This is a genomic window from Paraburkholderia sp. JPY419 (assembly GCF_050435705.1).
Taxonomy (GTDB): domain Bacteria; phylum Pseudomonadota; class Gammaproteobacteria; order Burkholderiales; family Burkholderiaceae; genus Paraburkholderia; species Paraburkholderia youngii.
Genome location: NZ_JBNDKV010000001.1, coordinates 1,200,229 through 1,226,875, shown reverse-complemented (window position 1 = coordinate 1,226,875; position 26,647 = coordinate 1,200,229). Strand labels below are relative to the sequence as shown.

Annotated in this window: 22 protein-coding genes; 20 read left to right on the top strand and 2 right to left on the bottom strand. The window is 61.2% G+C overall.

Annotated features, from left to right (window positions below; all coding sequences use genetic code 11):
• The first annotated feature begins 705 nt into the window (after positions 1-705).
• From QFZ91_RS05670 to QFZ91_RS05650, 5 genes are all read left to right on the top strand, one after another.
• Positions 706-2,403: a DUF1302 domain-containing protein gene (locus QFZ91_RS05670; protein ID WP_429566541.1), complete on the top strand. Its 1,698-nt coding sequence runs from the start codon at positions 706-708 to the stop codon at positions 2,401-2,403.
• 14 nt (positions 2,404-2,417) lie between these two features.
• Positions 2,418-3,767 carry a DUF1329 domain-containing protein gene (locus QFZ91_RS05665; protein WP_368597048.1) on the top strand — a complete coding sequence of 450 codons (1,350 nt, stop codon included), beginning with the start codon at positions 2,418-2,420 and terminating at the stop codon, positions 3,765-3,767.
• A 145-nt stretch (positions 3,768-3,912) separates the two neighbouring features.
• Entirely contained in the window at positions 3,913-5,274 is a 1,362-nt protein-coding gene (locus QFZ91_RS05660) for a DUF1329 domain-containing protein (protein WP_429566540.1), read from the top strand.
• Between the two features lie 127 nt (positions 5,275-5,401).
• A complete protein-coding gene (locus QFZ91_RS05655) occupies positions 5,402-6,466 on the top strand; it encodes a WD40/YVTN/BNR-like repeat-containing protein (RefSeq protein ID WP_429566539.1) in 1,065 nt (354 codons plus the stop codon).
• A gap of 12 nt (positions 6,467-6,478) precedes the next feature.
• Positions 6,479-8,959, top strand: coding sequence for an efflux RND transporter permease subunit (locus tag QFZ91_RS05650; RefSeq protein ID WP_429566538.1), 2,481 nt, complete (start codon positions 6,479-6,481; stop codon positions 8,957-8,959).
• Positions 8,960-9,037: 78 nt separating this feature from the next.
• On the opposite strand, the gene QFZ91_RS05645 is transcribed toward QFZ91_RS05650, so the two are convergent.
• Complete coding sequence (locus QFZ91_RS05645) at positions 9,038-9,820, bottom strand: SDR family oxidoreductase (RefSeq protein ID WP_176378370.1); 783 nt, start codon at positions 9,818-9,820, stop codon at positions 9,038-9,040.
• A gap of 32 nt (positions 9,821-9,852) precedes the next feature.
• Positions 9,853-10,863 carry a zinc-dependent alcohol dehydrogenase family protein gene (locus QFZ91_RS05640; RefSeq protein WP_429566537.1) on the bottom strand — a complete coding sequence of 337 codons (1,011 nt, stop codon included), beginning with the start codon at positions 10,861-10,863 and terminating at the stop codon, positions 9,853-9,855.
• Between the two features lie 137 nt (positions 10,864-11,000).
• On the opposite strand from QFZ91_RS05640, the gene QFZ91_RS05635 reads away from it, so the two are divergent.
• From QFZ91_RS05635 to QFZ91_RS05565, 15 genes are all read left to right on the top strand, one after another.
• Positions 11,001-11,750 (top strand): electron transfer flavoprotein subunit beta/FixA family protein, encoded by a 750-nt coding sequence (locus QFZ91_RS05635; protein ID WP_429566536.1) that lies wholly within the window; start codon positions 11,001-11,003, stop codon positions 11,748-11,750.
• A 2-nt stretch (positions 11,751-11,752) separates the two neighbouring features.
• Positions 11,753-12,685: an electron transfer flavoprotein subunit alpha/FixB family protein gene (locus QFZ91_RS05630; protein WP_429566535.1), complete on the top strand. Its 933-nt coding sequence runs from the start codon at positions 11,753-11,755 to the stop codon at positions 12,683-12,685.
• Positions 12,686-12,844: 159 nt separating this feature from the next.
• The gene (locus QFZ91_RS05625; RefSeq protein ID WP_429566534.1) at positions 12,845-14,203 is read left to right on the top strand and encodes an aromatic ring-hydroxylating oxygenase subunit alpha; all 1,359 of its coding nucleotides are present in this window, start codon (positions 12,845-12,847) and stop codon (positions 14,201-14,203) included.
• Complete coding sequence (locus QFZ91_RS05620; protein ID WP_429566533.1) at positions 14,203-15,912, top strand: FAD-binding protein; 1,710 nt, start codon at positions 14,203-14,205, stop codon at positions 15,910-15,912. The genes QFZ91_RS05625 and QFZ91_RS05620 overlap by 1 nt, the downstream gene beginning before the upstream one ends.
• 16 nt (positions 15,913-15,928) lie before the next feature.
• The gene (locus QFZ91_RS05615) at positions 15,929-16,915 is read left to right on the top strand and encodes a thiamine pyrophosphate-dependent dehydrogenase E1 component subunit alpha (RefSeq protein ID WP_176122697.1); all 987 of its coding nucleotides are present in this window, start codon (positions 15,929-15,931) and stop codon (positions 16,913-16,915) included.
• Positions 16,912-17,904, top strand: coding sequence for an alpha-ketoacid dehydrogenase subunit beta (locus QFZ91_RS05610; RefSeq protein ID WP_429566532.1), 993 nt, complete (start codon positions 16,912-16,914; stop codon positions 17,902-17,904). Before QFZ91_RS05615 ends, QFZ91_RS05610 begins: the two co-directional genes overlap by 4 nt.
• A 44-nt stretch (positions 17,905-17,948) precedes the next feature.
• Positions 17,949-18,179 (top strand): biotin/lipoyl-containing protein, encoded by a 231-nt coding sequence (locus QFZ91_RS05605; RefSeq protein ID WP_152851317.1) that lies wholly within the window; start codon positions 17,949-17,951, stop codon positions 18,177-18,179.
• A gap of 91 nt (positions 18,180-18,270) precedes the next feature.
• Complete coding sequence (locus QFZ91_RS05600) at positions 18,271-19,047, top strand: 2-oxo acid dehydrogenase subunit E2 (protein ID WP_429566531.1); 777 nt, start codon at positions 18,271-18,273, stop codon at positions 19,045-19,047.
• 33 nt (positions 19,048-19,080) lie between these two features.
• Entirely contained in the window at positions 19,081-20,613 is a 1,533-nt protein-coding gene (locus tag QFZ91_RS05595) for a class I adenylate-forming enzyme family protein (RefSeq protein WP_429566530.1), read from the top strand.
• Positions 20,614-20,645: 32 nt separating this feature from the next.
• On the top strand, positions 20,646-21,539 hold the full coding sequence (locus QFZ91_RS05590; RefSeq protein ID WP_176378362.1) for a crotonase/enoyl-CoA hydratase family protein: 894 nt from the start codon (positions 20,646-20,648) through the stop codon (positions 21,537-21,539).
• 48 nt (positions 21,540-21,587) lie between these two features.
• Positions 21,588-22,367, top strand: coding sequence for an enoyl-CoA hydratase/isomerase family protein (locus tag QFZ91_RS05585; protein ID WP_429566529.1), 780 nt, complete (start codon positions 21,588-21,590; stop codon positions 22,365-22,367).
• A gap of 73 nt (positions 22,368-22,440) precedes the next feature.
• On the top strand, positions 22,441-23,643 hold the full coding sequence (locus QFZ91_RS05580; RefSeq protein ID WP_429566528.1) for an acyl-CoA dehydrogenase family protein: 1,203 nt from the start codon (positions 22,441-22,443) through the stop codon (positions 23,641-23,643).
• 2 nt (positions 23,644-23,645) lie between these two features.
• Positions 23,646-24,767 (top strand): acyl-CoA dehydrogenase family protein, encoded by a 1,122-nt coding sequence (locus QFZ91_RS05575; protein WP_429566527.1) that lies wholly within the window; start codon positions 23,646-23,648, stop codon positions 24,765-24,767.
• Positions 24,768-25,028: 261 nt separating this feature from the next.
• Positions 25,029-25,841 (top strand): SDR family NAD(P)-dependent oxidoreductase, encoded by an 813-nt coding sequence (locus QFZ91_RS05570; protein ID WP_429566526.1) that lies wholly within the window; start codon positions 25,029-25,031, stop codon positions 25,839-25,841.
• 11 nt (positions 25,842-25,852) lie between these two features.
• Positions 25,853-26,638 carry an SDR family NAD(P)-dependent oxidoreductase gene (locus QFZ91_RS05565; RefSeq protein ID WP_429566525.1) on the top strand — a complete coding sequence of 262 codons (786 nt, stop codon included), beginning with the start codon at positions 25,853-25,855 and terminating at the stop codon, positions 26,636-26,638.
• The last annotated feature ends 9 nt before the right edge of the window (positions 26,639-26,647 follow it).

Genomic DNA, 26,647 nt, shown 5'->3' with positions numbered 1-26,647 from the left:
TTCCCACCGCCTCCCCGAAAACCAGAAATGCACTCCTGCCCAGGCGCGGGATAAGGAATTTTGTCTTGTCGCGATTTGTGGTCAGAATATATGGATGCACTTCCAGGGAAACTGACCCAATCGCACAAGCGTTTTCGGCTGCTTCCGCGATTCGTCCTCCTTTCGCGTTCGAAGTGACAGACGAAAGACTACCTCGTCCCTGATCTGCACCGCGTACCGGACTCGAGCCGAAAAATCCCGGCTGCGTGCGGCCTGCAGATCGATTCATGATCCGCTCTCGCGGATTGCCAGGAAGCCACCCATGGTTTGCATCGCCATTCCTCGCAGGCGACGCGGATGCCTTGTCAATGCAAGCGTCGCGGCATCCCGTTTGCGCGACGCGCTGGCCACGCATCGGGCACCGATGCGTGCTCCGGTCATGCGCGCATCGCTTCGAATTCGTCACCAATCGCAAACCCACGTTTACCCCGAATTTCGAACGGCGTTCGAAAAAATGCATCACGTAGGGGTGGGCGAGCGTTGACAGTCGAGTTTCGAGCGTTTATCTTTGCGAACAGCATTCGTATTCTGGTGACGTGGTAGGAGGTATCTGAAACGCGATGCTGATGAGGTGGGGGAGGCCGGTTTCGCTTCATTGCTAAGACTGCGGGAATCCAACGGCCTTGGCCTTTTCTGCGGCAGTTCGACAAAGACAAGAGGAGACGCATGAAACAGAAGAGTCTTAAGCCAAGGGCGATCAGCCTTGGCGTACACGCCGCCTGTATCGCCGCGGCATGCGGGTTGTGGAGCGCGAACGCCAATGCATTCCACTTCGATGTGCCGAACCCGGACATCGACATGCAATGGGACAACACGGTGCGCGCGGACTACGGCATCCGGCTGCAGAACCCGGACCAGTTCTACACCAGCAGTCCGACGTACGATGAAGGCAATCTGTCGACGCCGAAGTTCAGCACGATCCAGGCGATGCTGAACCTCTACAGCGAGTTCGATTTCAAGTACAAGGAAACGTCCGGCTTCCGCATCAGCATGGACGCGTGGTACGACCCGACGTTCAAGAATCACAATACGAGCAATCCGGCGTTTCTGCCGAACTATCCGAACAACGAGTACACGAGCTACATCAAGAAGTACTATCAGGGGCCGAGCGCCGAACTGCGTGATGCGTTCGTGTTCAACACCTTCGACCTCGGTGGTCACTCTGTCAACGTCAAGCTCGGCCGGACGGCGATTACCTGGGGGCAGTCGGCGTTCGCTACGCTGGGTGGTGCGAACTCGGTGGCGATCGGTCAACAGCCGCTCGACCTGATGAAGCTGACGCAGAGCCCGAGCGCTTCGCTCAAGGAAATCGTGTTGCCAACGGCTCAGGCCGCCGTGACGGCGAACATTACCGACACGATTTCCCTCGGGGCACAGTACACGTTCGAATGGAATCACGACCGGCTGCCTGAAGGCGGCACCTATTTCGGCGGCGCGGATCCGATCCTCTACGGCCCTCCGATCGCCAGCTACGAAACCATTCCGGGGCTGGGCACGTTTGGGATTCCTCGCATCGCGCCGACCAAAGGTCAGATAGGCGACATCGGCTTGAACGGCAAGTGGCGAGTCGATTCGCTCGCAACGACCTATGAATTCACGTATCGCCACTTCGCCATGAAGATGCCATGGGCGGCGGTGCTGCTCCCGGGTGCCGGACCGCAACTCTTCCCTGGCTTCAACCTGCCCGGTGTTACGGCGAAGTACGGCAACAACGTGAACCTGATCGGCGCTGGCTTCAACAGCGCAATCGGCAACGCGGCAGTGGCGGGCGAACTGTCGTATCGCTGGAACATGCCGCTCACAGCCGTCAATACCACGACGGTCAACGACGCGCCGACGGGTCGCACGCTGCACGGTCTGCTGAACGTCACGCAGTCGTTCGGCAAGACGCCCTTGTGGGACAACATGTTCCTTCAGGCTGAATTCGCGTTCAACCAGCTGCTGAGCGTGACACACAATGCGGGCAACTTTGCGAATTCCAGCTATGACACGACCGGCCAATGCTCAGCATCGGGGAACAACCCCTTCAACAACTGCTCGACGCGCTTCTGGGCTGGAATCGGCATTGGTGCGAGCCCGCAGTGGTATCAGGTGTTCCCGGGGGTCGATCTGACGATGCCACTGTTCGTCAATCTGAATCTGAAGGGCTACTCTTCGGTCATTACGCCAGCGGCCGAAGCACAAGGGCAGAACACGTTCGTGGTCGGGCTTGATTTCACGATTTACAACAAGCACCAGGTGAACGTGACCTACACGTATTACATGAACAAGAAGGGGTACTCTACGACGGGAGCCGCGACTGCACTCGGCGCACCGTATAGCGACAAGTCGTGGATCGGCATCACCTATCAGACAACGTTTTGATGATGGAGGCACCTGTGAAAAGACTCCCAAAGCTTCTTAAGGCGCTGGCGATACTCGCCGCAGTTTGGGCTTCACCCTATACGCTGGCAATCGAGAGCGGGATTACCCCGTTCGGAGCGGAAATTGCCGGCAACAAGGACGGCACGATTCCCGCCTACACGGGCGGCATCAAGGAATTCCCGGCCGGCTTCAAGCCCGACTCCGGAAAATGGGCGGACCCTTTTGCCGGTGAAAAGCCTGTTCTGCAAATCACGGCCCAGAACTATCAGCAATACGCCGACAAGCTGAGCGCCGCTTCGATCGAACTGTTCAAGCGCTATCCGACTTACCGGATGGACATCTACCCGACGCACCGCTCCGTTTCGTATCCGGATTGGTACCTCGAGAACTCGGAGAAGAACGCGCAAAGCGCCAAGCTCGAAAAGAATGGCCTTTATATTTCGGGCGCGTTCGGCGGTAAGCCGTTCCCGGTCCCGAAGAACGGTCAGGAAGCGTTGTGGGACTGGGAATTGCGTTATGTGGGCACGGCCCAGAAAAACAACGTGAAGACGTGGCTCGTCGATTCGAGAGGCACTCCGATTCTTGCTGCACAGTTCAAGAGTTCGCTGCTCTATCCGTATTTCGAGCCTAAGTATGAAGCGGAGTTTCGCAAGAAGGGTCCCCTTGCGATCTGGTATCAGGTCTATAACGACTACGCCGCACCGTCCCGTCTGATCGGCGAGACGTCGCTCTTCTGGTACTTCACGGATTCGGCCGATCACGATCAGCAATCGTGGGCATACAACCCGGGCCAACGCCGCGTGCGCGTGGCGCCCGATCTCGCCTATGACACCCCGAACCCCGGCTATTCCGGCGCGATCACGATGGATGACATCCAGCTGTTCTACGGGAAGATCGACCGCTGGGACGCAAAACTGGTCGGAAAGAAGGAAATGTACATCCCGTACAACGACTACAAGCAGCAGTACGATACGCCTGCAAGCAAGATCCTCACGTCGAATTTCGTGAATCCGGATCATGTGCGCTGGGAACTGCACCGCGTGTGGGTCGTGGACCTGACGCTCAAGCAGGGCGCGCGTCATATCTACAGCAAGAAGACGCTGTATTTCGACGAGGACGGCGGTGGCGGAATGATGGACGCGTATGACCAGTCGGGCAAGCTGTATCGCGGTGGCTTCGAAACCACGGTGCCCGCCTACGACTACAAGGTTCCGTATTCGCTCGGTAACTGGTTCTACGACTTCAACAGCGGCATCTATATTTTTGGCAGCCATCCGGCGGAGTCGCCGGGGATCATGTTCAACGTGAGCTTCCCGAACGACTACTTCACGCCGGAGCGTATGCAATCTGCGGGTGTGCGCTAATTGCGCGCTGAGTCGAGGATAAGGTATTGAGTGAGACGTCCCGCCCGGCTTGCCTGGCGGGACGTCTCACCAGCGGAGGCTGGATCGAGTCGCACGCATCGAAAGTAGTGTGGTTGCTTTTGGTATTGGGTCAATCTGGAAAGTGATGGAGACAGTTTTGAAGAAGCACCGGCTGTTGATTAACGCGTTCGCGCTTGCTGCAGCAATTTGCGCCGCGCCGATGTCGAATGCGATCGAAAACGGGATCACGCCTTTCGGGGCTGAAATCGCCGGGAACAAGGACGGGACGATTCCCGCCTACACAGGCGGTATCACACAGTTTCCGACCGGATTCCAGGCAGATTCTGGCAAGTGGGCAGACCCGTTCCCGGGTGAGAAGGCAGTGCTGCAAATCACTAACGAGAACTATCAGCAGTACGCGGACAAGCTGAGCGCGAGTTCGATCGAGCTGTTCAAGCGTTATCCGACCTATCGGATGGACGTCTATCCGACCCATCGCTCGGTGTCGTATCCGGACTGGTATCTCCAGAATTCGGAAAAGAACGCGCAGAACGCGAAGCTCGAAAAGAATGGCCTGTTCGTTTCCGGTGCGTTCGGCGGCAAGCCGTTCCCGGTGCCGAAGAACGGTCAGGAAGCATTGTGGAACTGGGAACTGCGCTACGTGGGTACGGCCCAGCGCAACAACGTGAAGACGTGGCTGGTTGATTCGAGAGGCACGCCGATCCTCGCCGCGCAATTCAAGAGCTCACTGTACTACCCATATTTCGATCTGAAACAGGAAGGCGAATTCAGGAAGAAGGGCGGTTTCGCGATCTGGCAATACATCAACAACGATTTCGTTGCGCCGGCGCGAATGATCGGCGACACCACGCTCTACTGGTTCTTCACCGATACGGCCGATCACAACCAGCAATCGTGGGAATACAACCCCGGTCAGCGCCGCGTGCGCGTCGCGCCCGACCTTGCCTACGACACGCCGAACCCCGGCTATTCGGGCGCGATCACGATGGACGACATCCAGTTGTTCTACGGACGCATCGATCGCTGGGACGCGAAGCTCGTCGGCAAGAAAGAGATGTACATCCCATACAACGACTACAAGCAGCAGTACGAAACGCCGGCGAGCAAGATCCTGACGCCGCATTTCGTCAGCCCGGATCATGTGCGCTGGGAACTGCACCGCGTGTGGGTCGTCGACTTGACGCTTAAGCAGGGCTCGCGTCACGTGTATGGCAAAAAGACGGTCTATTTCGACGAGGACGGTGGCGGCGGAATGATGGACGCCTATGACCAGTCCGGCAAGCTGTATCGAGGTGGCTTCGAGACCACGGCGCCTGCGTACGACTACAAGGTGCCGTATTCGCTGGGCAACTGGTTCTACGACTTCAACAGCGGCATCTATATTTTCGGCAGCCATCCGGCGGAGTCGCCTGGGATCATGTTCAACACGAGCTTCACGAAGGACTTCTTTACACCTGAGCATATGCAGTCGACCGGCGTGCGATAGCCGATTCAGGTACAAGGAAGGGCGCAGTACGTGCGCCATGCCGGGTATCGCATGGCGCACAGAGAAGTTTCATAAAAATCCAGGACTGTTCGCGTGACCGATCGCCAGTTACTGTGAAGGAGACACAATGCGCAATACCCTGTTTCGTTGGCTGGCACTCGTCGCGGCGGCATGCGCCGCCAGCGGGTCGGTCCATGCCGAATTCGCCGATCCGATGCGTTCGCCTGCCGTGATCAACCTGCAGGCCGCGCATGAACCGCTGATCGCGTTGGCCCAGGCCGGACAGCGTCTGGTCGCGGTAGGCCCGCGCGGGGCGATTCTGGTTTCGGACGACATGGCCATGCACTGGCGCCAGGTCCAGGTGCCGGTGAGTTCGGATCTGGTCGCTGTCACGTTCAAGTCGGCCGCGCTCGGCTGGGCGGTCGGACACGACGGCGAGGTGCTGCACACCACCGACGGCGGCAATACCTGGACGCGGCAGCTCGACGGCCAGCAGGCGGCGAAGCTGATGAGCGCCTACTACGCGAAGCAGCAGGGCGATTCACCCGATCTGAAGGCGTCGCGCGAAGAGGCAGAGCGCTTCGAAGCAGACCGGGGGGGACGTCCTTTCCTCGACGTCTGGTTTGATGATGAGCGTTCGGGCTGGGTCATCGGCTCGTTCAACATCATTTTTCACACCGACGACGGCGGCAAGAACTGGGTGCCCTGGTTCGATCGCGTCAACAATCCCAACGCGTTGAACCTGCATGCAATGCGCCGTATCAACGGGACGCTTTATATCGTGGGCGAACAGGGGCTTCTGCTCAAGCTCGATCCGGGCAAGCAGCGTTTCGTCGCGGTGCCTACGCCGTCGAAGGGCAGCCTCTTCGGTCTCGCTTCCTCGGGCAACGCGTTGATCGTCTACGGTCTGCTCGGCAACGCATATCGCTCCATCGACAGCGGCGCGACCTGGGAGAAGATCACGCTGCCGACCGGCGCGAGCATTCTGGCGTCGGCTGAACTGCCGAACGGTCACCTTCTTCTCGCGACCCAGGCGGGTGAGCTGCTCGAGAGCGCCGATCAGGGGGCAACGTTTCAAAAACTTGGCGCGAGCCAGCCGGGCGGCATCTTCGCGATGGCGTTGCGCGGCGACACGGCGGTGCTGGCTGGTGCGGCCGGCCTGTCGCGGATCACATTGTCGAAGTCGAACTAAAAGGGAGCAGACATGGCTGGCGGCAACAATGCCCAATTCGACAAGATGCCCGTTGTGGCGGATCTTGCCCAGTTCGATTCACGTTCAGGCAACGCGCTTGAACGGTTGATCTTCAACCGCCGTCCCTGGCTCATCGTCATCTGCGCGATCATCACGGCGGTGCTAGGGTTTCAGGCCCTGCGTCTCGATGTGAATGCGAGCTTCGAGAAGATGATTCCGCTGTCGCATCCGTACATCAAGAACTATCTCGCCAACAAGGCGGACCTTAAAGGGCTCGGCAATTCGCTGCGGATCGTCGTCGAGAATCCCTCGGGCGATATCTACGATCCGAAGTATCTTGCCGCGCTGCGACGCGTCAATGATGCATTGTTCCTGATTCCGGGCGTCGACCGTCCTGGCGTGAAGTCGATCTGGATGCCGATCGTGCGCTGGAACGTGGTTACGGAGAATGGCTTCGCGGGCGGCCCGGTGATGCCTGACGGCTTCGACGCGTCCGCGCGGGCCATCGCACAGCTGCGCACGAACGTGGCGCGCGCAAACATCGTGGGCAGCATCGTGTCGAATGATCTGCATTCGAGCATGATCCAGTTGCCGCTGCTCGATCACTATGCCGATACCGGCAAGGCGCTCGACTACGCGAAGCTCTCGCATCAGATCGACGAGGTCATCAAGAAGGAAGGTCACGGCGAGGTGCACGTGCACGTGGTGGGCTTCGCGAAGCTGATCGGCGACCTGATCGACGGCCTCAAGCTGGTGGCGATGTACTTCGGCGTGGCCGCGGCGATCGCGCTCGGCGTGATCTTTCTGTACACGCGCTGCTATCGCAGCACGCTGCTGGTGGTGGCATGTTCGCTGATTGCCGTCGTCTGGCAGCTCGGCATCATTCGCTCGCTCGGCTATGTGCTCGATCCCTATTCGGTACTGGTCCCGTTCCTCGTTTTCGCCATCGGCGTATCGCATGGCGCACAGAAGATGAACGGGATCACGCAGGACATCGGGCGCGGCACACATCGCTACGTGGCGGCACGCTACACGTTCCGGCGGCTTTTCCTCGCCGGTCTCACGGCGTTGCTCGCGGACGTGGTTGGCTTCGCGGTGCTGATGGTCATCGACATTCCGGTGATCAAGGATCTGGCGTTCACGGCGAGCGTCGGCGTGGGCGTGCTCGTGTTCACGAATCTGCTGCTGCTGCCGGTACTGCTTTCATACATTGGCGTCAGTCCGTCAGCGGCACGACGCAGCGTGCGCGGCGAACAGAACGAGGCGCGCGGAACCTCGTCGGCAGGCGCGCTGTGGAACCTGCTCGACCGCTTCACCGAACGCCGCTGGGCCGTGGGTGCGATCGTTTGCGCGGCGGCACTCACGGTGTTCGGCTGGTCGATCAGTCAGCATCTGCAAATCGGCGACCTCGATTCGGGCGCGCCGGAGCTTCGTCCAGACTCGCGCTACAACCTCGACAACGCTTACGTCAACACGCATTTCGGCTTGTCGAGCGATCTTTTCGTCGTGGTTGGCAAGTCGTCGCACGGCACTTGCGACGCCGACAATTTCCCGCTCGTTCTCGAGGCTGACCGACTCGAAGCCACACTGCGCAACGTGCCGGGCGTGCAGACGACGACTTCGGTTGGTGGCCTCGCGCGCTGGGTGACGGCGGGCTTCTACGAGGGCTACCCGAAGTGGTACACGATCGACCGCGTGCCTTCGATCGTCAACAAGACGGTGTGGCAGATCCTGCTCGATCATCCGGACCTACTGAGCCAAACTTGCGGCACGGCGCCCGTGATCGCCTATCTGACCGATCACAAAGCCGCGACGCTCTCGCGTGTCATGGAGGCGGCGGAAGCATTCGCGAAAGAACATAGCGACGCCGACCACCAGTTCCTGATGGTTGCCGGCTCGGCCGGCATCGATGCAGTGACGAACGTGGTTGTCGCGAAAGCGAACCGCACCATGCTGTTCATGGTGTATGCGGCGGTGATCCTGCTGTGCTTCATCACGTTCCGCAGCTGGCGCGCGGTCGTGGTGGCCGTCGTGCCGCTCGGAATCACTTCGGTGCTGTGCGAGGCGCTGATGGTCAAGCTCGGCATCGGCGTGAAGGTGGCGACGCTGCCGGTGATCGCGCTGGGCGTGGGGATTGGCGTCGACTATGCGCTCTATCTGCTGAGCGTGCAGCTCGCGTATCAGCGTGCGGGGCAGCCGCTGCGCGTAGCATATCGTCATGCGGTGCAGTTCACGGGCAAGGTCGTGGCGCTGGTCGGCGTGACGCTGGCTGCCGGCGTAGTGACGTGGGCCTTCTCGCCAATCAAGTTTCAGGCCGACATGGGCATCCTGCTGACGTTCATGTTCCTGTGGAACATGATCGGTGCGCTGATCCTGATCCCGGCGCTGTCGAATTTCCTTCTGCAGGGAATTTCGCGCAAGGCGGTGGCGAGCGGCGTAGCGGGTGGTTCGGCGAACGTCGAAGCTTGTAGCGGCGAGGTCACGCTGCGGTAGCGAGTATGTGGCGGTGCCGCGCGTTGCGCGCGGCACCGCCTCGCAGCACAAATAAGTTGGCCCGCTGGCCGCTCGGCCTTACACCACGGACATCGAAAAGCTCAGGATCTCCGAGACTCCGCCGTCGACCATCAGCATCTGGCCATTCATGTAAGAGCTGGCCTGCGACGCGAGAAACACGGCGACGCCGCCTAGTTCCTCGGGATTGCCCCAACGGCCAACCGAAATGTGCGAGCGCACGATCTCCTTCATTTGCGGATTCGATGTGACGGGCTCAGCCATATCCGTGAGGAAGTAGCCGGGGCAGATCCCGTTGCAACGAATGCCGTGTCGCCCCAGCTCCGCACCGAGCGATTTCGTGAGTCCGGCAACGGCATGCTTACTGGCCACGTACGCTTGAAGCTTCTCACGGCCGAGCACCGACACATAAGACCCGACGTTGATGATGCGTCCGTGTCCGCGTTCGATCATCGGGCGCGCCACTTCCTGCGCGAGCAGGTATGCGGCCGTAACGTTGGTATCCATCGTTCTTTGCCACATATCGACGCTCGACTCGAGAAAGTCGCTCCACTCGCAAATGCCCGCGTTGTTGAGCAGTACGTCGATGCGGCCATGGCGCGCAAGGACGTTGCGAACGCCGTTTCGGATGGCGTTCTGATCGGTGAGGTCGAACGGTTCGATATCGACGACGCCGCCTGTTTTGCGAATCGATTCCGCGGCGGCTTCGAGGCTCGTACGCGAACGCGCGCAGAGGATGACGGTCGCACCGGCCGACGCCAACGCCGACGCCATGGCAAAGCCGAGACCGCGCGATGCGCCCGTGACGAGCGCGATTTGTCCTTCCAGTGAAAAGAGCTTCATTGTCTGACTCCCGTGGATGATGGGAAGGCTGATTACTGGTGGCGAATGACGACCTTGCCGAAATGTTTCTGGCTTTCGAGGTGCCGAAGCGCATCGGGTACATGCGCGAAGTCATAGACCGAGTCGATCACCGGCCGCAGTTTGTGCAATGCGATTGCGCGGTTCATCGATTCGAAGTCCTGGCGGGAGCCGACGCGGATCGGTGCGATTGTCAGTCCGCGCGTGAAGAATCCCTCGCCGGGGGAGGGGGCACCGGTCAGCAGTCCGACGACGCTGATCCGGCCGCCGTCCCGTGTGCAAGCAACCGACTTGCCGAACGTTTGAGCTCCGCCCACCTCGACGACGAGATCGACCCCAAGGCCATTGGTCAGGCGCAGCACGGCGTCTTCCCAATTGGGCGTGTCGCGGTAGTTGATGGTCGCGTCTGCGCCCAGTTCGGCCAGGCGTTTCAGTTTCGACTCGCTGGACGAAGTGGCGATCACGCGGGCGCCGAAAAGACGTGCTAGCTGCAGAGCGAAGATCGATACGCCGCCGGAACCTTGCACGAGGACGGTCTGGCCCGGCAGCAGGGGCGCATGCTGACACAGTGCGTTCCATGCGGTGACGGCGGCGCACGGCAGTGTCGCGGCTTCCTCGTCGGAAAGGTGCTCGGGAACACCAATCAGTTCTTCCTCGCTCAGTACGACTATGTCGCGAAGCATCCCTTCGACGATAGCGCCGCGGCCCAAAGTATCTGCGTATTGCGGGCGCGCTCCGCCGTGCCAGTTCTCCGCGAAATTGGCCATCACCCGGTCACCCGGTTTGAAGCGACGTACACCTGCGCCGACCGCGAGCACGACCCCCGCGCCGTCCGAGGCCGGAATGAAGTTCGGTGCCATCCAGTCGCGAAACGCTCCATTCATCAGCAGCAACTCACGGAAATTCAGTGAACTCGCGTTGACCTGCACCGATACCTGATGAGCGCCAGGTGGCGCCGGATCGGGTTCCTCGCATAACGCCAGTCCCGCAATGCCTTCGAAACGCTCACATCGATAGAGCTTCATTTGTCGTCTCCTTGGTGTTGAACGAGGGCGTCGAATTGATCGCCGAGTGACGCTTTCCTCATTCTTCTCGTTGACAGCTACAAAAAGAACGGTTCAGAATATAGAACATTGTTCAACAAAGCGTTCGGAGCGTCAAATTGAAGATACTGGTCGCGGTGAAGCGCGTGATCGACTACAACGTGAAACCTCGGGTCAAGTCCGACGGCTCGGGGGTCGATCTGGCCAACGTAAAAATGGCCATGAACCCGTTCGACGAGATCGCGGTGGAGGAGGCGGTGCGCCTCAAGGAAGCAGGCGTTGCGACTGAAGTCGTCGTGGTATCGGCGGGCACCGCGCAATCGCAGGAGGTACTGCGTACGGCACTCGCCATGGGGGCGGATCGTGCGGTGCTAGTGGAGAGCGATGCGGATCTGCAGCCGCTCGCGGTCGCAAAGCTGCTGGCCGCCGTAGCCGCGCGGGAAAACCCGCAACTGTTCTTGCTCGGCAAGCAGGCCATCGACAACGACGCTGGCCAAACTGGGCAGAAACTCGCCGCATTGCTCGGCTGGCCGCAGGCGACGTTTGCGTTCAAGACGGAAGTGGATGGTCAACAACTGCTCGTCACGCGTGAGATCGATGGCGGGCTCGAACGCGTCGCGCTGGATCTGCCTGCAGTTATCACGACGGATCTGCGCCTGAACAGTCCCCGCTATGTGACGTTGCCCAACATCATGAAAGCGAAGAAGAAGCCTCTCGATACGCTGAATCCTGAAGCGCTGGGCGTTGACGTCGCGCCTCGCCTGAAGGTTCTCGAAGTGACCGAGCCACCGGCGCGCAGGGGCGGTGTGATGGTTCCGGATGTTGCAGCGCTGATTGAAAAGCTTCGAAACGAAGCGAAGGTGATCTGATCATGACTATTCTCGTTATCGCCGAACACGACAATGCGACCCTGAAGCGCGCCACGCTCAACGCCATCACGGCGGCGGGCGCAGTGGGTGGCGACATTCATGTGCTGGTGGCGGGCCACGGCGCGTCGGCCGCCGTCGAGCAAGCCGCGAACGTAGCCGGTGTCGCCGAAGTGCTCGTCGCGGAAGCACCCGAATACGCGCACGGGTTACCGGAAAACCTCGCCGCACTCGTGGTCTCGTTGGCCCGCGCTTATACACACGTGATCGCAGCGTCCACGGCGGTGGGCAAAAACTTCATGCCCCGTGTGGCCGCGCTGCTCGATAGCGCGCAGATTTCCGATGTCGTTGCCTTCAAGGCTGCCGATGTTTTCGTGCGCCCGATCTATGCGGGTAATGCACTAGCAACAGTGCAATCGTCCGACCCGATCAAAGTCATCACGATTCGGCCGACCGCGTTCGATGCCGCAGCGACCGGTTCGACCACCGCGCCGTCACGCGCTGTTGCATCGGCGCCGGCTTTCGATAAGGCCCGTTTTGTCGGGCAGGAACTCACGAAATCGAGCCGGCCGGAGCTTGCGGCGGCAAACATCGTGGTGTCGGGCGGGCGTGGCATGCAGAACGGCGACAACTTCAAGCTGCTCGACGCGCTTGCGGACAAGCTTGGTGCGGCCGTGGGCGCGTCGCGTGCGGCGGTCGACGCCGGCTTCGTGCCGAACGATTATCAGGTCGGTCAGACGGGCAAGATCGTCGCGCCTCAGTTGTATATCGCGGTGGGCATCTCGGGAGCGATTCAGCACCTCGCCGGCATGAAGGATTCGAAGGTCATCGTCGCGATCAATAAAGACGCGGAGGCACCGATCTTTCAGGTGGCCGACTACGGTCTCAGCGCGGACCTGTTCGAAGCTGTTCCGGCGCTGACCGCAGCGCTCGATTGACGTTCGCCCGGATTGACAGCAATCCGGGCGTCAGCCTAGCATCTGAACGCCGTTCACAACAATTGAACCGGTCGTTGCATATCGATTGCGAACCACTCGGCCACAACATAAAGAGTCGGAACCGGCGCCTACGCCGGCCACATCACGAAGGAGATAGCAATGGGTAACAGAGGTCCCGATTCGGGTGAACACACGGTCCGTCTCGATTTTGTGCCGAAGGACAGTTACCTGTCGAAGCAATTCCTCGAGCGGGAGAACGAGCGCCTGTGGCCGCACGTGTGGCAGGTTGCATGTCGGCTGGAAGAAATTCCCAACGTCGGCGACTACGTCACCTTCGACGTGGCCGGCGAGTCGATCATCGTGGTGCGAACGGCGGCTGATCAGATCAGGGCCTTTTTCAACGTCTGCCAGCATCGTGGCCGTCGCTTGACCAACGGCAGCGGCAAGGCCTCGAAATTTCACTGTGCCTATCACGGATGGCAGTGGAATCTGGATGGCAGCGTCGCGCGCGTGCTCGATCGTGACGACTGGGCCGGCTGCGAGGAAATGACCGACGGTGATCTGCGTCTCACCGATGTTCTGGTGGACACGTGGGGCGGATTCGTCTTCATCAACATGGACCCGAACGCGGAGCCGCTCGCTAAATTCCTCGATCCGGTACCGGAGATCACGAACTGCTTCGAGTTCGAGAAGATGCGCTACCGCTGGTACAAGTCGATTCGTCTTCCGTGCAACTGGAAGGTTGCACTCGAAGCGTTCAACGAGGGTTATCACGTCGCGGCAACACATCCTCAGTTGCTGGATGTCGCGGGAGATGACGTAACGCGAAGCTTCGCCTACGGCCGCCACGGCATGTTCGGCTACTCGACGGCCACGCGCATGATCGGTGCGCCGTCACCGCGAACCGGCAAGCCGATGCCGGAGGACGTGCGTCAGGGTCTCGTCAACTTCTTCCGTGTGATGGAAGAGACCCTGAAAGCAATCAATACCGCGCGCGACTACGAAGCGGCGAAGCGGCTGATGACGGAAATGTCGCCCTCAGGTAACCAGTTCGAAGTCCTCGCGAAGGCAATGGATTTCCAACGCGAAGCGGCGATCGCCGAGGGCGCCGGCTGGCCGGAGATCACTTTCGAGCAACTCGGTCGCGCGGGCGCGGACTGGCATGTCTTCCCTAACCTCGTGTTTCTTCCGTACCCCGACGGCGCGCTGTTTTACCGCGCACGCCCGGACGGCGACAACCCCGATTCGTGCATCTACGACATCTGGTCGCTGCAGCGCTTCGCGCCGGGCGCGGAGCCGCCGCTCAAGCGCGAGTTCTACTACGGTGTTGATGACTGGAAAGAGAACGCTCAGGAGAACTTCGGCCTGATCCTGTGGCAGGACTTCCAGAACATGACCAATGTGCAGCAGGGGATGAAGTCGCGCGGCTTCAAGGGTTCGCGCACGAATCCGCTGCAGGAATCGTCGGTTTCGAACTTCCATCGCGCGCTGCGCGAATTCATCGCGCGGGAGGAGTGATGTCGACGAGCTGGGACGCAACGTACGACTTCGTGGTGGTAGGCAGCGGCGGTGGTTCGATGTGTGCGGCGCTTGCCTGCAAGTCGGTGGGCAAGGAAGCGCTGATCATCGAGAAGCAGGCGAAGGTCGGTGGCTCGACCGGCTATTCGGGTGGTGTCTGGTGGCTGCCGAACAATCACGTGATGAAGCGCCACGGCGTGAGCGATTCGTATGAGCGCGCACGGCAGTACTTCGACGCCGCGGTCACGTATCAAGGACCGGGCACCTCGAATGCGCGACGCGAGGCTTACCTGCGCACCGGGCCGAAGATGGCGGAGTTTCTCGAGCAGCAGGGGATGCAGTTCGTGTACGCGGACGGCTGGTCCGATTACTACGACACGCTGCCCGGCGGGGAACCCCGTGGCCGCTCGCTATTGGCGAAGTTGTTCGACGTGAAGGAACTGGGCGAATGGGCGCCGCGCTTGTCGCGCTATAAAGGCCCGTCGATGCCAGCCAACTCGGACGAGTACCCGACACTGTTTCTGATGAAGCGGACGTGGGGCGGCAAGCGCAAGGCGATGCAGCTCGGCGGCCGCATGCTTTACCAGAAGATCACCGGCAAGGAGCTGGTGGCCAACGGTGCGGCGATTCAGGGGCGCATGCTTCAGATGGCGCTGCGCGCGAACGTGCCGATCTGGACGGACACGCCGGTACGGGAGTTCATCGTCGAGGACGGACGTGTGGTCGGCATTGTCGCAGTGCGCAGCGGCCGGGAGTTGCGCGTGCGCGCTCGCCAGGGCGTCCTGCTCAATACGGGCGGCTTTTCACACAACGCGGAGATGCGCCGCAAGTACCAGCCGCAGCCGTCGTCCGCGGATTGGACCAATGCGAATCCAGGCGATACCGGTGAAATTCTGCAAGCTGCGATCGCGCTCGGCGGCGCGGTGGATTGCATGGAAGAAGCGTGGTGGGTCGTGACGTCGCTCGGCCCCAACGAGGAACTGCCGGAAGGTGCGCGCGCTCCGGATGGTTCGCCGTTGCCGTTCATGCATCACCTCGACCTCTCTCTGCCGTTTTCGATCATGGTCGATCAGGATGGCGAGCGCTTTTGCGACGAAGCGGGAGCGTACATGGAGATCGGTCAACGCATGTACGAGCGCCACAAGCAGACTGGAAAAGCGGTGCCCGCGTGGGTCGTGATGGACAGCCGCCAGCGCAAGTACTACCCGTGGGGTACGGCGATGCCGGGCCAGATTCCGCAGAAGTGGCTCGACAGCGGATACATGATCAAGGCTGACACGCTCGAAGAGCTAGCCGCGAAATGCGGCATCGAGCGTGCTGGTCTGCTCAAGACGGTCCAGCGCTTCAATGGGTTCTGCAAAACGGGCGTCGACGAAGACTACGGCCGCGGCTCGCGCGCATTCGATCGCTGCCATGGAGACCCGACCATCAAACCGAACCCGAATCTCGGGCCGATCGAGGAGGGCCCGTTCTACGCGGTGCGCATGTATCCAGGCGATGTCGGTACTGCTGGCGGTCTCGTAACCGACGAGTTCGGACGTGTGCTGAAGGATGACGGTTCGCAAATCCCTGGGCTTTACGCCACCGGCAACTGCACGGCATCCGTGGTTGGCCGGTGTTATCCGGGCGCCGGCAGCAGCATCGGCGCATCGTTTGTGTTCGGTTACATCGCGGCGCTGCATTCGAGCGGCGCGCAAAAGATCTGGTGACACAGGAGAGTGACGAATGAATGCCTATCAGCCGCCCAGCAGCGAAGTCCTGGTCGACATCTACAGGCGCATGACACTCATCAAGCAGAACGATGAGCGCTTTCGCGCCGTGATCAAGGCCGGCAAGCTGGTCATGCCGTACTACTCGCCGCGTGGGCAGGAAGTGATTCCGTCGGCGATGTCGGTGTGCCTCACCGATGACGACTACATCTGCACGATCTACCGCGGTGTTCACGACATGATCGCCAAAGGTGTGCCGCTCAAGGAACTCTGGGCCGAACTCGGTGGACGAGTGACCGGGACCTGCAAGGGCAAGGGCGGTCCGATGCACGTTACCCATCCCGCTTCCGGCGTGATGGTCACGACCGGCATCGTCGGCAGTTCGATGCCAATTGCGAATGGCCTGGCGCTTGCCGCGCAGATTCGTGGTGAACGGCGGGTGGCAGTCGCTTACTTCGGCGATGGCGCATCCAACATCGGCGCGTTCCACGAGTCACTGAACATGGCGTCCGTCTGGAAACTGCCGGTGATTTTCGTCTGCCAGAACAACGGCTACGCCGAGCACACCAAATACGCTTACGGCACCTCCGTGTCCAATATCGCGCAACGCGCCGTCGCGTACCAGATGCCCGGCGTGACGGTGAACGGCAACGATCCGATCGCGATGCACAAGGCGGCGCGCGAGGCGGTCGAGCGTGCGCGTGACGGTGGCGGCCCGACGCTCATCGAAGCGAACACGTTCCGCTTTCAGGGCCATGTATTTGGCGATCCGGACGCGTACATGGACAAGCACGAAAAGGCGGCCTGGGTCGCCAAGGACCCTGTGCCGCTGTTCCGCCAGTGGCTCATCGATGCAAAGCATGCGAGCGAAGAGCAACTGGCCGCGATGGAAGCCGGGCACGAGGCGCAGATCGACGCTGCGGTCGAATTCACGTTGTCGAGCGAATATCCCGATGTCGCTGAGCTTCGTCGCGACATCTTCAAGGACGAGGTGCTTGCATGAGCCAGATGCCAACCAACATCAACACTATCCAGGCCGTCAACTTCGCGCTCGACGATGCAATGGCCGCCGACGTCAACGTGATCGTGCTGGGTGAAGACGTTGCCGACGGTCAGGAAGGCGGCATTGTCGGCGTAACGAAGGGACTGTCGTCGAAATACGGCACGTCGCGCGTGCGTTCGACGCCGATCTCGGAGCAGGCCATCATCGGTGCGGCAATCGGCGCTTCGATGGTCGGCATGCGCCCGGTGGCGGAAATCATGCTGATGAACTTCACGACCGTCGCGATGGACATGATCGTGAATCACGCGGCGAAACTGCGCTTCATGTCGGGCGGGCAGACCAATGTGCCGATCGTGATCCGCACGATGACCGGTGCCGGCTTCGGCACGGGTGGTCAGCACGCGGACTACCTCGAAGCGTGGTTCGCGCACGTCGCCGGCATCAAGGTGGTCGCGCCTTCGAATCCTGCCGATGCGTATGGCCTGATGCTGTCCTGCATCCGCGATGACGACCCTTGTCTGTTCATCGAGAACATGCCGACCTACTGGAACCCGGGCAATGCGCCGGAGCGCGGCGTGGCGATTCCACTTGGAAAAGCCAACGTCGTGCGCGCAGGCACGGACGTCACGTTGATCAGTTACAGCCGCCGCGTGCAAGAGGTCATGGTCGCCGCGGAGGCGCTCGCCAAGGACGGTACCTCCTGCGAAGTGATCGATTTGCGCACGGTCTCGCCGCTTGATACCGAAACCATCCTGACTTCGGTTGCCAAAACAGGGCGCGCCGTCGTGGTGCACGAGGCCGTCAAGCCGTTCGGCGTGGGTGCTGAAATCGCATCTCGCATCTACGAGGCCCTCTTTCGCGAACTCAAGGCGCCGGTGCAGCGCGTGGGCGCGCAATTCTGCCCCGTGCCGTTCTCCAAGCCGCTCGAAGACGCGTTCGCGCCGGGCGTGGCAGACATCGAAGCGGCGGTTCGCGCGACGCTGAAATGACAAGCACGCGCTCCCGCAATTTCCATCATCAATAGAGCAAGCTCATGACCACACAAGTTCTGCTGCCCAAACTGGGCTTTTCCATGAATGAAGGCACGCTGGCCGAATGGCTGGCGGAAGACGGCGCGACCGTGAGCGAAGGGCAGATTCTCTACGCGCTCGAGAGCGACAAATCGGTTCAGGAGGTCGAGTCGCCAGCGTCGGGCACGCTGCGCATCGTCGCCCAGGTTGGCGAAGTGTATCCCGTCGGCACGGTGCTGGCGGAAATCGTCTGATTGGCCGCAGGCCGGTCACGCTGTTCAAGAGTCGTTTGAAAAGGCATCCGCGATGAGTGTCGAATCCGTAGCTACCCGAGCGCAGTCCAACGTGAATACTGGTTCAGGCGAGGCCGCTGCGCCAGCGTTTGGTGCGAATCTGCCGCCCTGGCCGCAGGTCGATTTCGCCGAATTCGGCGAGGTAGAGGTCAAGCCGGTGTCGCGCATCCAGAAGCTCACAGGAGCCTTCCTATCGCGCAACTGGCTGACGATTCCGCATGTGACCCACCATGACGATGCCGATATTACGTCGCTCGAAAGCTATCGCAAGGCGCGCAACGACGCGAATCCGGCGGTCAAGCTGACGCCGCTCGTCTTCCTGATCAAAGCCGTGGTGCGGGCTTTGCAGGAGTTCCCGCAATTCAACGCGTCGCTCGACGGTGACGGCAAAAACATCGTTCTGAAGAAGTACTTCCACATCGGGGTCGCCGTGGACACGCGCTTTGGATTGCTCGTGCCGGTGCTGCGCGATTGCGACAGGAAGAGTGTCGAAGAACTCTCGGTGGAACTTGCAGCAATTTCGCAGAAGGCCCGCGAAAAGGGACTATCGATGGCAGAGATGTCGGGTGGCTGCTTCTCGATCAGCTCGCTGGGCGGCTTTGGCGGGACTGGCTTTACGCCTATCGTCAATGCGCCTGAAGTGGCGATTCTCGGTGTGACTAAAACCCGGCTGGCGGCCGCGCCGGCGGATGACGGCGGCGTCAGCTGGCGCAAGATGCTGCCCTTGTCGCTCAGCTACGACCATCGCGTGATCAACGGAGCCGACGCGGCGCGCTTCGCTGCATTCATCGGCACCGTGCTGGCCGATCCGCAGACGCTCGCAGGTTAACAGACGATCTGACACAACAACGACGGGATTGAGATGAGAACCCTTGGCGAGATGATCGAGCGAAACGCTCGCTTGCATGCCGACCACACGGCGCTCGTGTATGCGGAACGGCGTCTGACGCACGCTCAGTTGGCGGAGCGTGCAAGACGCTTTTCGGGCGCGCTGTATCAGCGCGGCCTGCGACGTCAGGATCGGATTGCGATCCTCGCAATGAACTGCGCGGAGTACTACGAGACCTACCGTGCATGCGAGTGGGCCGGTTTTATTCTCGCGACCGTCAATTTCCGGCTGGCGCCCGCGGAGATTCTCTACATTCTGAAGGATGCGGCGCCCAAAGCGCTCGTCTTCGAGGCTCAGTATGCCGATGTCGTGGACGGACTGCGTTCGCAACTGCCCGGAATCGAGCAGTACATCTGCATCGGCGACGCGCCTGATTGGGCCGTTTCATTCGAGGCGGTGATGGAAGCCGGCCCAGTGGAAGGGCCGCCGATCCGCTCGAATCCCGAGGATTACGCGTATCTGATGTACACGAGCGGCACCACAGGGCGTCCCAAGGGTGTCGTGCGCACGCACCATGCGATGTGCGTGACCGCGGAAAGCTGCGCGCTCGTGACGGAGTTTTCTGGCAAGACGCGTGTGCTGCAGACGACGCCGGCGTTTCATGTCGGCGGGATCGGCTTCGTTAATGCGGTCGCGTGGATGGGCGGCACGACGGTCGTACATCGCGCCTTCGATCCAAAGCAAATGCTCGAGACGATCGCACAAGAGCGCATCACCTTCACGTTCATGGTTGCCGCCATGCTTCAGGCGGTCCTCGACGTGCCGGAGCTGTCGGGCTATGACGTGTCGAGCATCGAAAACATCGTCACCGCGGCTGCACCGGTGCCGCCGCCACTGCTTGTGCGTGGCATTCAGGTGCTCGGCCCCGTGTTTTCGGTGCAGTACGGTATGACCGAGAGCAATGCCTGCTGGCTGCCTGCGCACGAGGTGAAGCCTCAAGGGACGCTGGAACAGGTACGGCGCCTGGCATCGGTGGGACGTCCGTGTCCCGGCATCGACCTGCGCATCGTCGACGATCACGGCAACGATCTGCCGCAAGGTCAGACCGGCGAGGTCTGGCTGCGCTCGCAGACGCAGTTGAGCGGCTACTGGAACAACAGCGTGGCGACGGTGGAAGCACTGCGCGACGGCTGGTACCGCTCGGGCGACATGGGCTACCAGGACAAGGACGGCTACATCTTCCTCGTCGACCGCAAGAAGGACATGATCATTTCCGGCGGCGAAAACATTTATAGCCGTGAAGTCGAAGATGCGCTGGGGCAGCATCCGGCGGTCATCGACGTGGCGGTGATCGGCGTGCCGCACGAGAAGTGGGGAGAGTGCGTGAAAGCGATCGTCGTGTTGCGGCGGGGCGAGCAAGCGGGCGAAGCCGAGCTGATCGAGTTCTGCCGCGGCCTGATCGCGAGCTACAAATGTCCGAAGACCATCGCCTTCGTCGACGAGCTGCCGAGACTGCCGACCGGCAAGATCAGCAAGGTGAGCTTGCGCCAGCAGTTTGCCCAGTGAACGGCAATCGCCTCATTCGGAGAGAATCGATCATGGCCAAATGGCTAAAGAGTTCGGAATGCGTGAAGTTTGAAGTAGCGGAACGGGTTGCGCGCATCACGCTGAATCGTCCGGACAAGCGCAACGCCATCAACAATCCGCTACTGCAGGAACTCAAAGCGGCGTTGCTCGAAGCCGACGACCTCAAAGCGGTGAACGTGATCGTGCTGTCGGGCGCCGGCCGCGATTTCTGCGCGGGCTACGATCTCGTGACGACGTATTCGGACCGTGCCGCGGACGCCGTTGATCCGGGTGACTATCGCGGCACGATTCGCAGCTTCGACGACGACTGCTGGTCGATGGAGCGGCAGTCGGAGACGGTCAATCTGATGGCCGAAATCCACAAGCCGATCATCGCGCAGGTGCATGGCAACTGTCTTGCGGGCGGCACGGACCTGGCGCTCGCGTGCGACATGGTGATCGCCGCCGACGATGCGAGGATCGGTTTTCCCGCCACGCGTGCGAACGGCTCGCCGCCTGCGCATATGTGGTTCTATCACGTGGGCCCGCAGTGGGCGAAACGTCTGCTGCTATCGGGCGACTCGCTGACGGGCCGCGACGCCGCGAAGATTGGGCTGGTCATGGATGCGGTGCCGGCAGAACAGCTCGACGCGGAGGTGAACGAGCTGGCGCGCCGTCTGTCGTTCGTCGATGCCGATCTGTTGGCTGCGAACAAGCGCATCGTCAACCTCGGCCTGGAGTTGGCCGGCTCGCGCACGCTGCAACGCATTGCGGTCGAGAACGACGCCCGTGCTCACCAGAGCCAGGGGCCGCGGCGCGCGCAATTCAAGGCAGACATGGAAGCGGTTGGCCTCAAGGAGGCGCTCAAGCGCCGCGACGAGCCGTTCGGCGACGGGATGATCCGGCTGCACGCTCGCGGCAGTTGACCCGTCGTTCGAAGCGACCACTCCAACCCAAACGAAGGTCCGAACATCATGGATGTTGAACTCACATTGAACGGCGCGGTTGCGACGCTGTGTCTGAACCGCCCCGAGAAGCTCAACGCGCTGACACCGGAGATGCTCCAGCTGATTCTCGGCCACCTCGATCGCATCGAACAGGACCCCGAGATTCGCGCGGTGATCCTCACCGGCGCAGGCCGCGCCTTTTGCGCCGGCGCCGACATCAAGGGCAGCGGCGCCGCGCCGCCGCAGATGAGCGTAGCGCACGCGCGTGCATCGATGGCGGTGTATCAGAAGATCGCGCTGCGGTTGTACAACCTCAACAAGCCGATGGTCGCGGCGGTACGGGGTGTGGCCGTGGGGATCGCATGGAGCTTCGCGCTGTGCGCGGACCAGCTTGTCGTTTCCGATACTGCGCAGTTCATTCCCGCATTCCTGATGCGCGCCACCTTGCCTGAAGGTGGCATGGTGCATCTGCTCGCCCGTCATTGCGGCGAGTTTCGCGCGAAGGAAATCATGTATCTGAATCGCCGGCTGAGCGGCAAGGAAGCGCTCGATATGGGTCTGGCGAGTCATCTCGTCGAAGACGGCGACCTCGATGCGGCTGCCGAAAAGCTGGCTGGCGAGCTTGCGGCCGGCCCGACTTTTTCGCTCGGGCTGACCAAGCAGTTGTTCAGGTTGAACACGGGCAGCATGGAAGAGTTTCTTGCTCAGGAACTTAACGCGGTGGCGCTTGCGGTGAACTCGGAGGATGCGGCGGAAGGACGGCTCGCGGCCAGAGAAAAGCGCGCACCAGCGTTCAGGGGCCGCTAGGCGGAACCCCGCACGAGCGCGGCACAGCGGCGCGGCAGAGCAGACAAAGGCGAAAGAGATTCAGGAGTCAGGCATGCATTTCGGCTACAGCGAGGAAGACGAATCATTTCGTCAGGAAGTCAGGAAGTTTTTCAACGAGCATGCACCGGCCGACATCTCGCGCCGCTGGCATGATGGCGTGCATCCGCCCGCGCGCGATGACATCCGCAGATGGCAGCGCATTTTGTACGAGCGCGGCTGGGGCGCGCCCCATTGGCCGGCCGAACATGGCGGCACTGACTGGAGCGCGTTGCGCAAGCACATCTTCATGGAAGAGCTGTACAACGCCGATGCGATGGACTACGGTTGGCAGTCCACTCAGATGGTGGCGCCCGTCATCATCGCGTTTGGCTCGGACTGGCAGAAGGAGCGTTTTCTCGGGCCTATCCTGCGTGGCGACGAGTTCTGGTGCCAGGGCTTCTCGGAACCGAACGCGGGCTCGGATCTGGCCGGACTGAAGACCACGGCCGTGCTCGACGGTGACGAGTACGTCATCAACGGCCAGAAGATCTGGACCAGCGACGCGACGATTGCCGATTGGGGCTTCTTCCTCGTCAAGACCGATACGACCGTGAAGCCGCAACGCGGTATCTCCTTCCTGCTGGTCAGAATGGACACACCGGGCATCACGGTGCGTCCGATCGTCTCGATCGAGGGCGGCAAGGGGCTGAATGAAGTGTTCCTCGAGAACGTGCGCGTGCCGAAGGCGCATCTCGTGGGCGAGGCTGGCATGGGCTGGACCTATGCGAAGTATCTGCTCGAAAAGGAGCGCACGGCGAGCGCGTTCCTGTATTTCAACAAACGTGAGCTGCAACGCGCGAAAGACATCGCCGGACAGGAGACGGTGGACGGCGTGCGCTTGATCGATACGCCCGGGTTCGCGCGCAAGGTCGCGGAGGTCGAAGCGGACCTGATGGCGCTCGAATGGTCCGTGCTGCGCATCCTCGCTGAAGAGAAGAGCGAGCGCAATCTCGACGCTGTCGTCTCCGCGCTGAAGATCAGCGGCTCGGAGATGCAACAGCGTGTGACGCAGCTGCAAATGGACGCACTCGGTCCTCGCGCGATACGTTTCGACGACCACAGCGAGCCAGATGGTGATCCGGTAGTCGACGAAAACTGGCCGGACTACATGGGTGGCCGCACGTCGGGCTATCTGATCGCTCGCGCATCCACCATCTATGGCGGCGCGCGCGAAGTGCAGAAGAACATCATCGCCAAGCTGGCATTTGGACTGTAGCCATGGACTTCAACTTCTCCGAAGAACAATTGATGCTGAAGGATGGCGCCGAGCGCTATGTTCAGCAGGAGTATGGATTCGAGGCGCGCACGCGCATCGCGGCGGGACAAGAGGGCTTCAGCCGCGAACATTGGCGCGCCTATGCGGAGCTTGGCTGGCTCGGCCTGACCATGCCGGAAGACGTCGGCGGTCTCGGTTGCTCGTTTGTCGAGACGGCGATCCTGATGGAGGCGCTGGGCCGCGGCATGGCGCTCGAGCCGGTCGTACAGACGGCGCTGCTTTGCGCGACGATCATCGAACGAGGCGATGCGCCGGGTCAGCGCGAGACGCTGCTTCCCGCCGTCATCGAGGGCAAGCTGCTGCTTTCGCTCGCGGATAGCGAAGCGGGCAGCCGGTACAAAGTGGGATGCCACGCCCGAACGCACGCGCTCAAGACAGCCTCGGGTTACCTGATCAGCGGGGCAAAAACGCTGGTGATCGCAGGCGCGTCGGCGGATCAGTTTCTCGTGACCGCGCGAGTCGAAGGTGCGTCGCAGGGCGTGGGCGTTTTTCTCGTCGATCGGCGCGCTGCGGGCGTGACGTGCCGTTCGTACCGCTTGCTCGATGGATCGCGTGCCGCGGATATCGACCTGCACAACGTCGAGCTCGGTGAGGATGCGCTGATCGTCGGCCCGGAACGCGCGCTGGAGGTGCTCACGCAAGCCACGGAACTCGCGATTCTCGCGAGCGTGGCCGAGAGCCTCGGCATGATGGAAGCGGTGACGGCGATCACCTCGGAGTACATCAAGGGACGCTCGCAGTTCGGCCAGCCTATCGGCAAGTTCCAGGCGTTGCAGCACCGCATGGCGGAGATGTTCGTCGCCACCCAGGAGGCGCGCTCAATGCTGTACTGCGGGATCGCCCACCTGAACAGCCCGGCGGCCGAACGCAGCCGCGTGATCTCGGCGGCCAAGGCCGTTGCCGCGCGCGCCAATCGCTTCGTTTGCGCGCAGGGCATCCAGTTGCACGGTGGCATGGGGCTCACCGAGGAATATCCGGTGGGGCACTACTTCCGCAAGATGACGATGATGGAGAAGATGTTTGGCGATATCGACTTTCATCTCGACCGCGTTGCGGCCGGCTGATCGAGGCGCCGTTCGAGTCGCCGTTATGCCGCAACTATCGTTCGATGGACAAGTCGCCATAGTGACTGGTGCTGCCGGTGCAATTGGCCGCGCGATTGCGACTGAGTTTGCGCTTCGCGGCGCACGGATCGTCGTGAACGACTATGGTGGCGACACGACCGGCGACGGCGGAAGTGCCGAAAGCGCGCAAGCGGTTGCCGCCGAGATCCGGACACTCGGCGTTAATCCCGCATCGTCTGCGGCTTCCCGGGCTTCATGACGATGAGCACTTTGGCAAAACAACTCCATGGAAAGGTCGCCATCGTCACCGGTGCGACCCAAGGTCTGGGCGAAGGCATTGCTCTACGACTTGCGCGTGCTGGCGCGAAGATAGTCGTAAACGGCCGCTCGGCGGAAAAGGGAATGAAAGTCGTTGAATCTCTTTTCGCCATCGGCGCAGGAGCACTATTCATTCCGGCCGACGTGACCGACAAATCTCAGGTCCAATCTCTGGTGCAAGACGGCGCCAGCCATTTCGGGCGGCTGGACATTCTCGTCAACAATGCGCAGGTCGTACCGGACCTGGTAGAGGTCGAATCCTCGGCCAACGACGCCAACCTCGAAGTGGCGCTTCGTTCCGGCCTCTACGGGTCGTTGTGGGCCAGTCAGGCGGCACTGCCATGGTTTCGCAAAGCAGCAGGCGGCCGGATCGTCAATTTCGGGTCGATCAATGCCGTCTACGGCAGCAGATACGGTCTTGCCTACAACGCCGCGAAGGAAGCGATCCGCGGTCTCACGCGAACCCTTGCGAATGAATGGGGGCGCGACAACATCACGGTCAACGCAGTTCTGCCGTCCGGCTGGAGTCCGTCTTACGCAGCCTTCTATCGCGGCGATGCAAAGAAGGCCGAAGCGGTCGCCCGTCTCAATCCGATGCGCCGTCATGGTCGTGCCGAGGAAGACATTGGTGCAGCGGTTCTGGGACTTGTGTCCGAGCACGGCCGCTTCATCACTGGCCAATCCCTCTTCATAGATGGCGGCGCCAATCTTCTGGGATTACCTCAATTGCATTCCGTGGGCACCGTGTTTCAGTGAAGGCGGACAAGATGAGCCAGTTCGACAAGAAGCGCGCAATCGTTTTTGGCATCGACGCGATCGGTCGTGGCATCGCTCTGCGCCTCGGGCGCGAGGGAGTCGCCGTTGCGTTGATCGATGCTGATATCGCCGGGGCCGAGGCTGTCGCGCGGGACATTTGTCGTGCCGGTGGACGAGCAATTTCGTCAGGCGTTGCATGGGATGCAGTGCATGGAGCGATCGAGCATGTCGTCGACCAACTCGGCGGCCTGGACATACTGGTCAACAACGTTTTGCCACAGCCGCATATCGGCTCGCTGGAAGAGCAACCGCCGACGGAGTTCGAGACGTCACTCGGGCGCGTTCATGCGGCCGCAGCAGCCATGCAGGCCGCGCTGCCACACATGCGTGCAGCGGGCGGCGGACGCATCATCAATGTGGGCCACCGTTACGGCGAAAACGTCAATGACGGAATCGCTGCCTACAACGCGGCAGCGTGGGGGCTGGTCGGACTGACTCGTACGGCAGCCGTGGATTGGGGCAAGTATCAAATTGCCACCAACCTGCTGCTACCTCTTGCTGATACTCCAGAATTCAGGGTCTTTCATCAGCGACGTTCAAAACTCCTCGACCTGATGGTTGCGCAGTTACCTCTGCGTCGCCTCGGCGATACGGTGGAGGATATTGGCGCGACAGTGCTTTTCCTGGCCTCCGAGGCATGCAATTTTGTTAATGGCGCCGTGATCTACGGTGATGGTGGTCAGCACACAGCGGGCCCGGTCCTCAATCCCGGCAAGCTTTCACTGGCCACTCAATAAAGATCACTT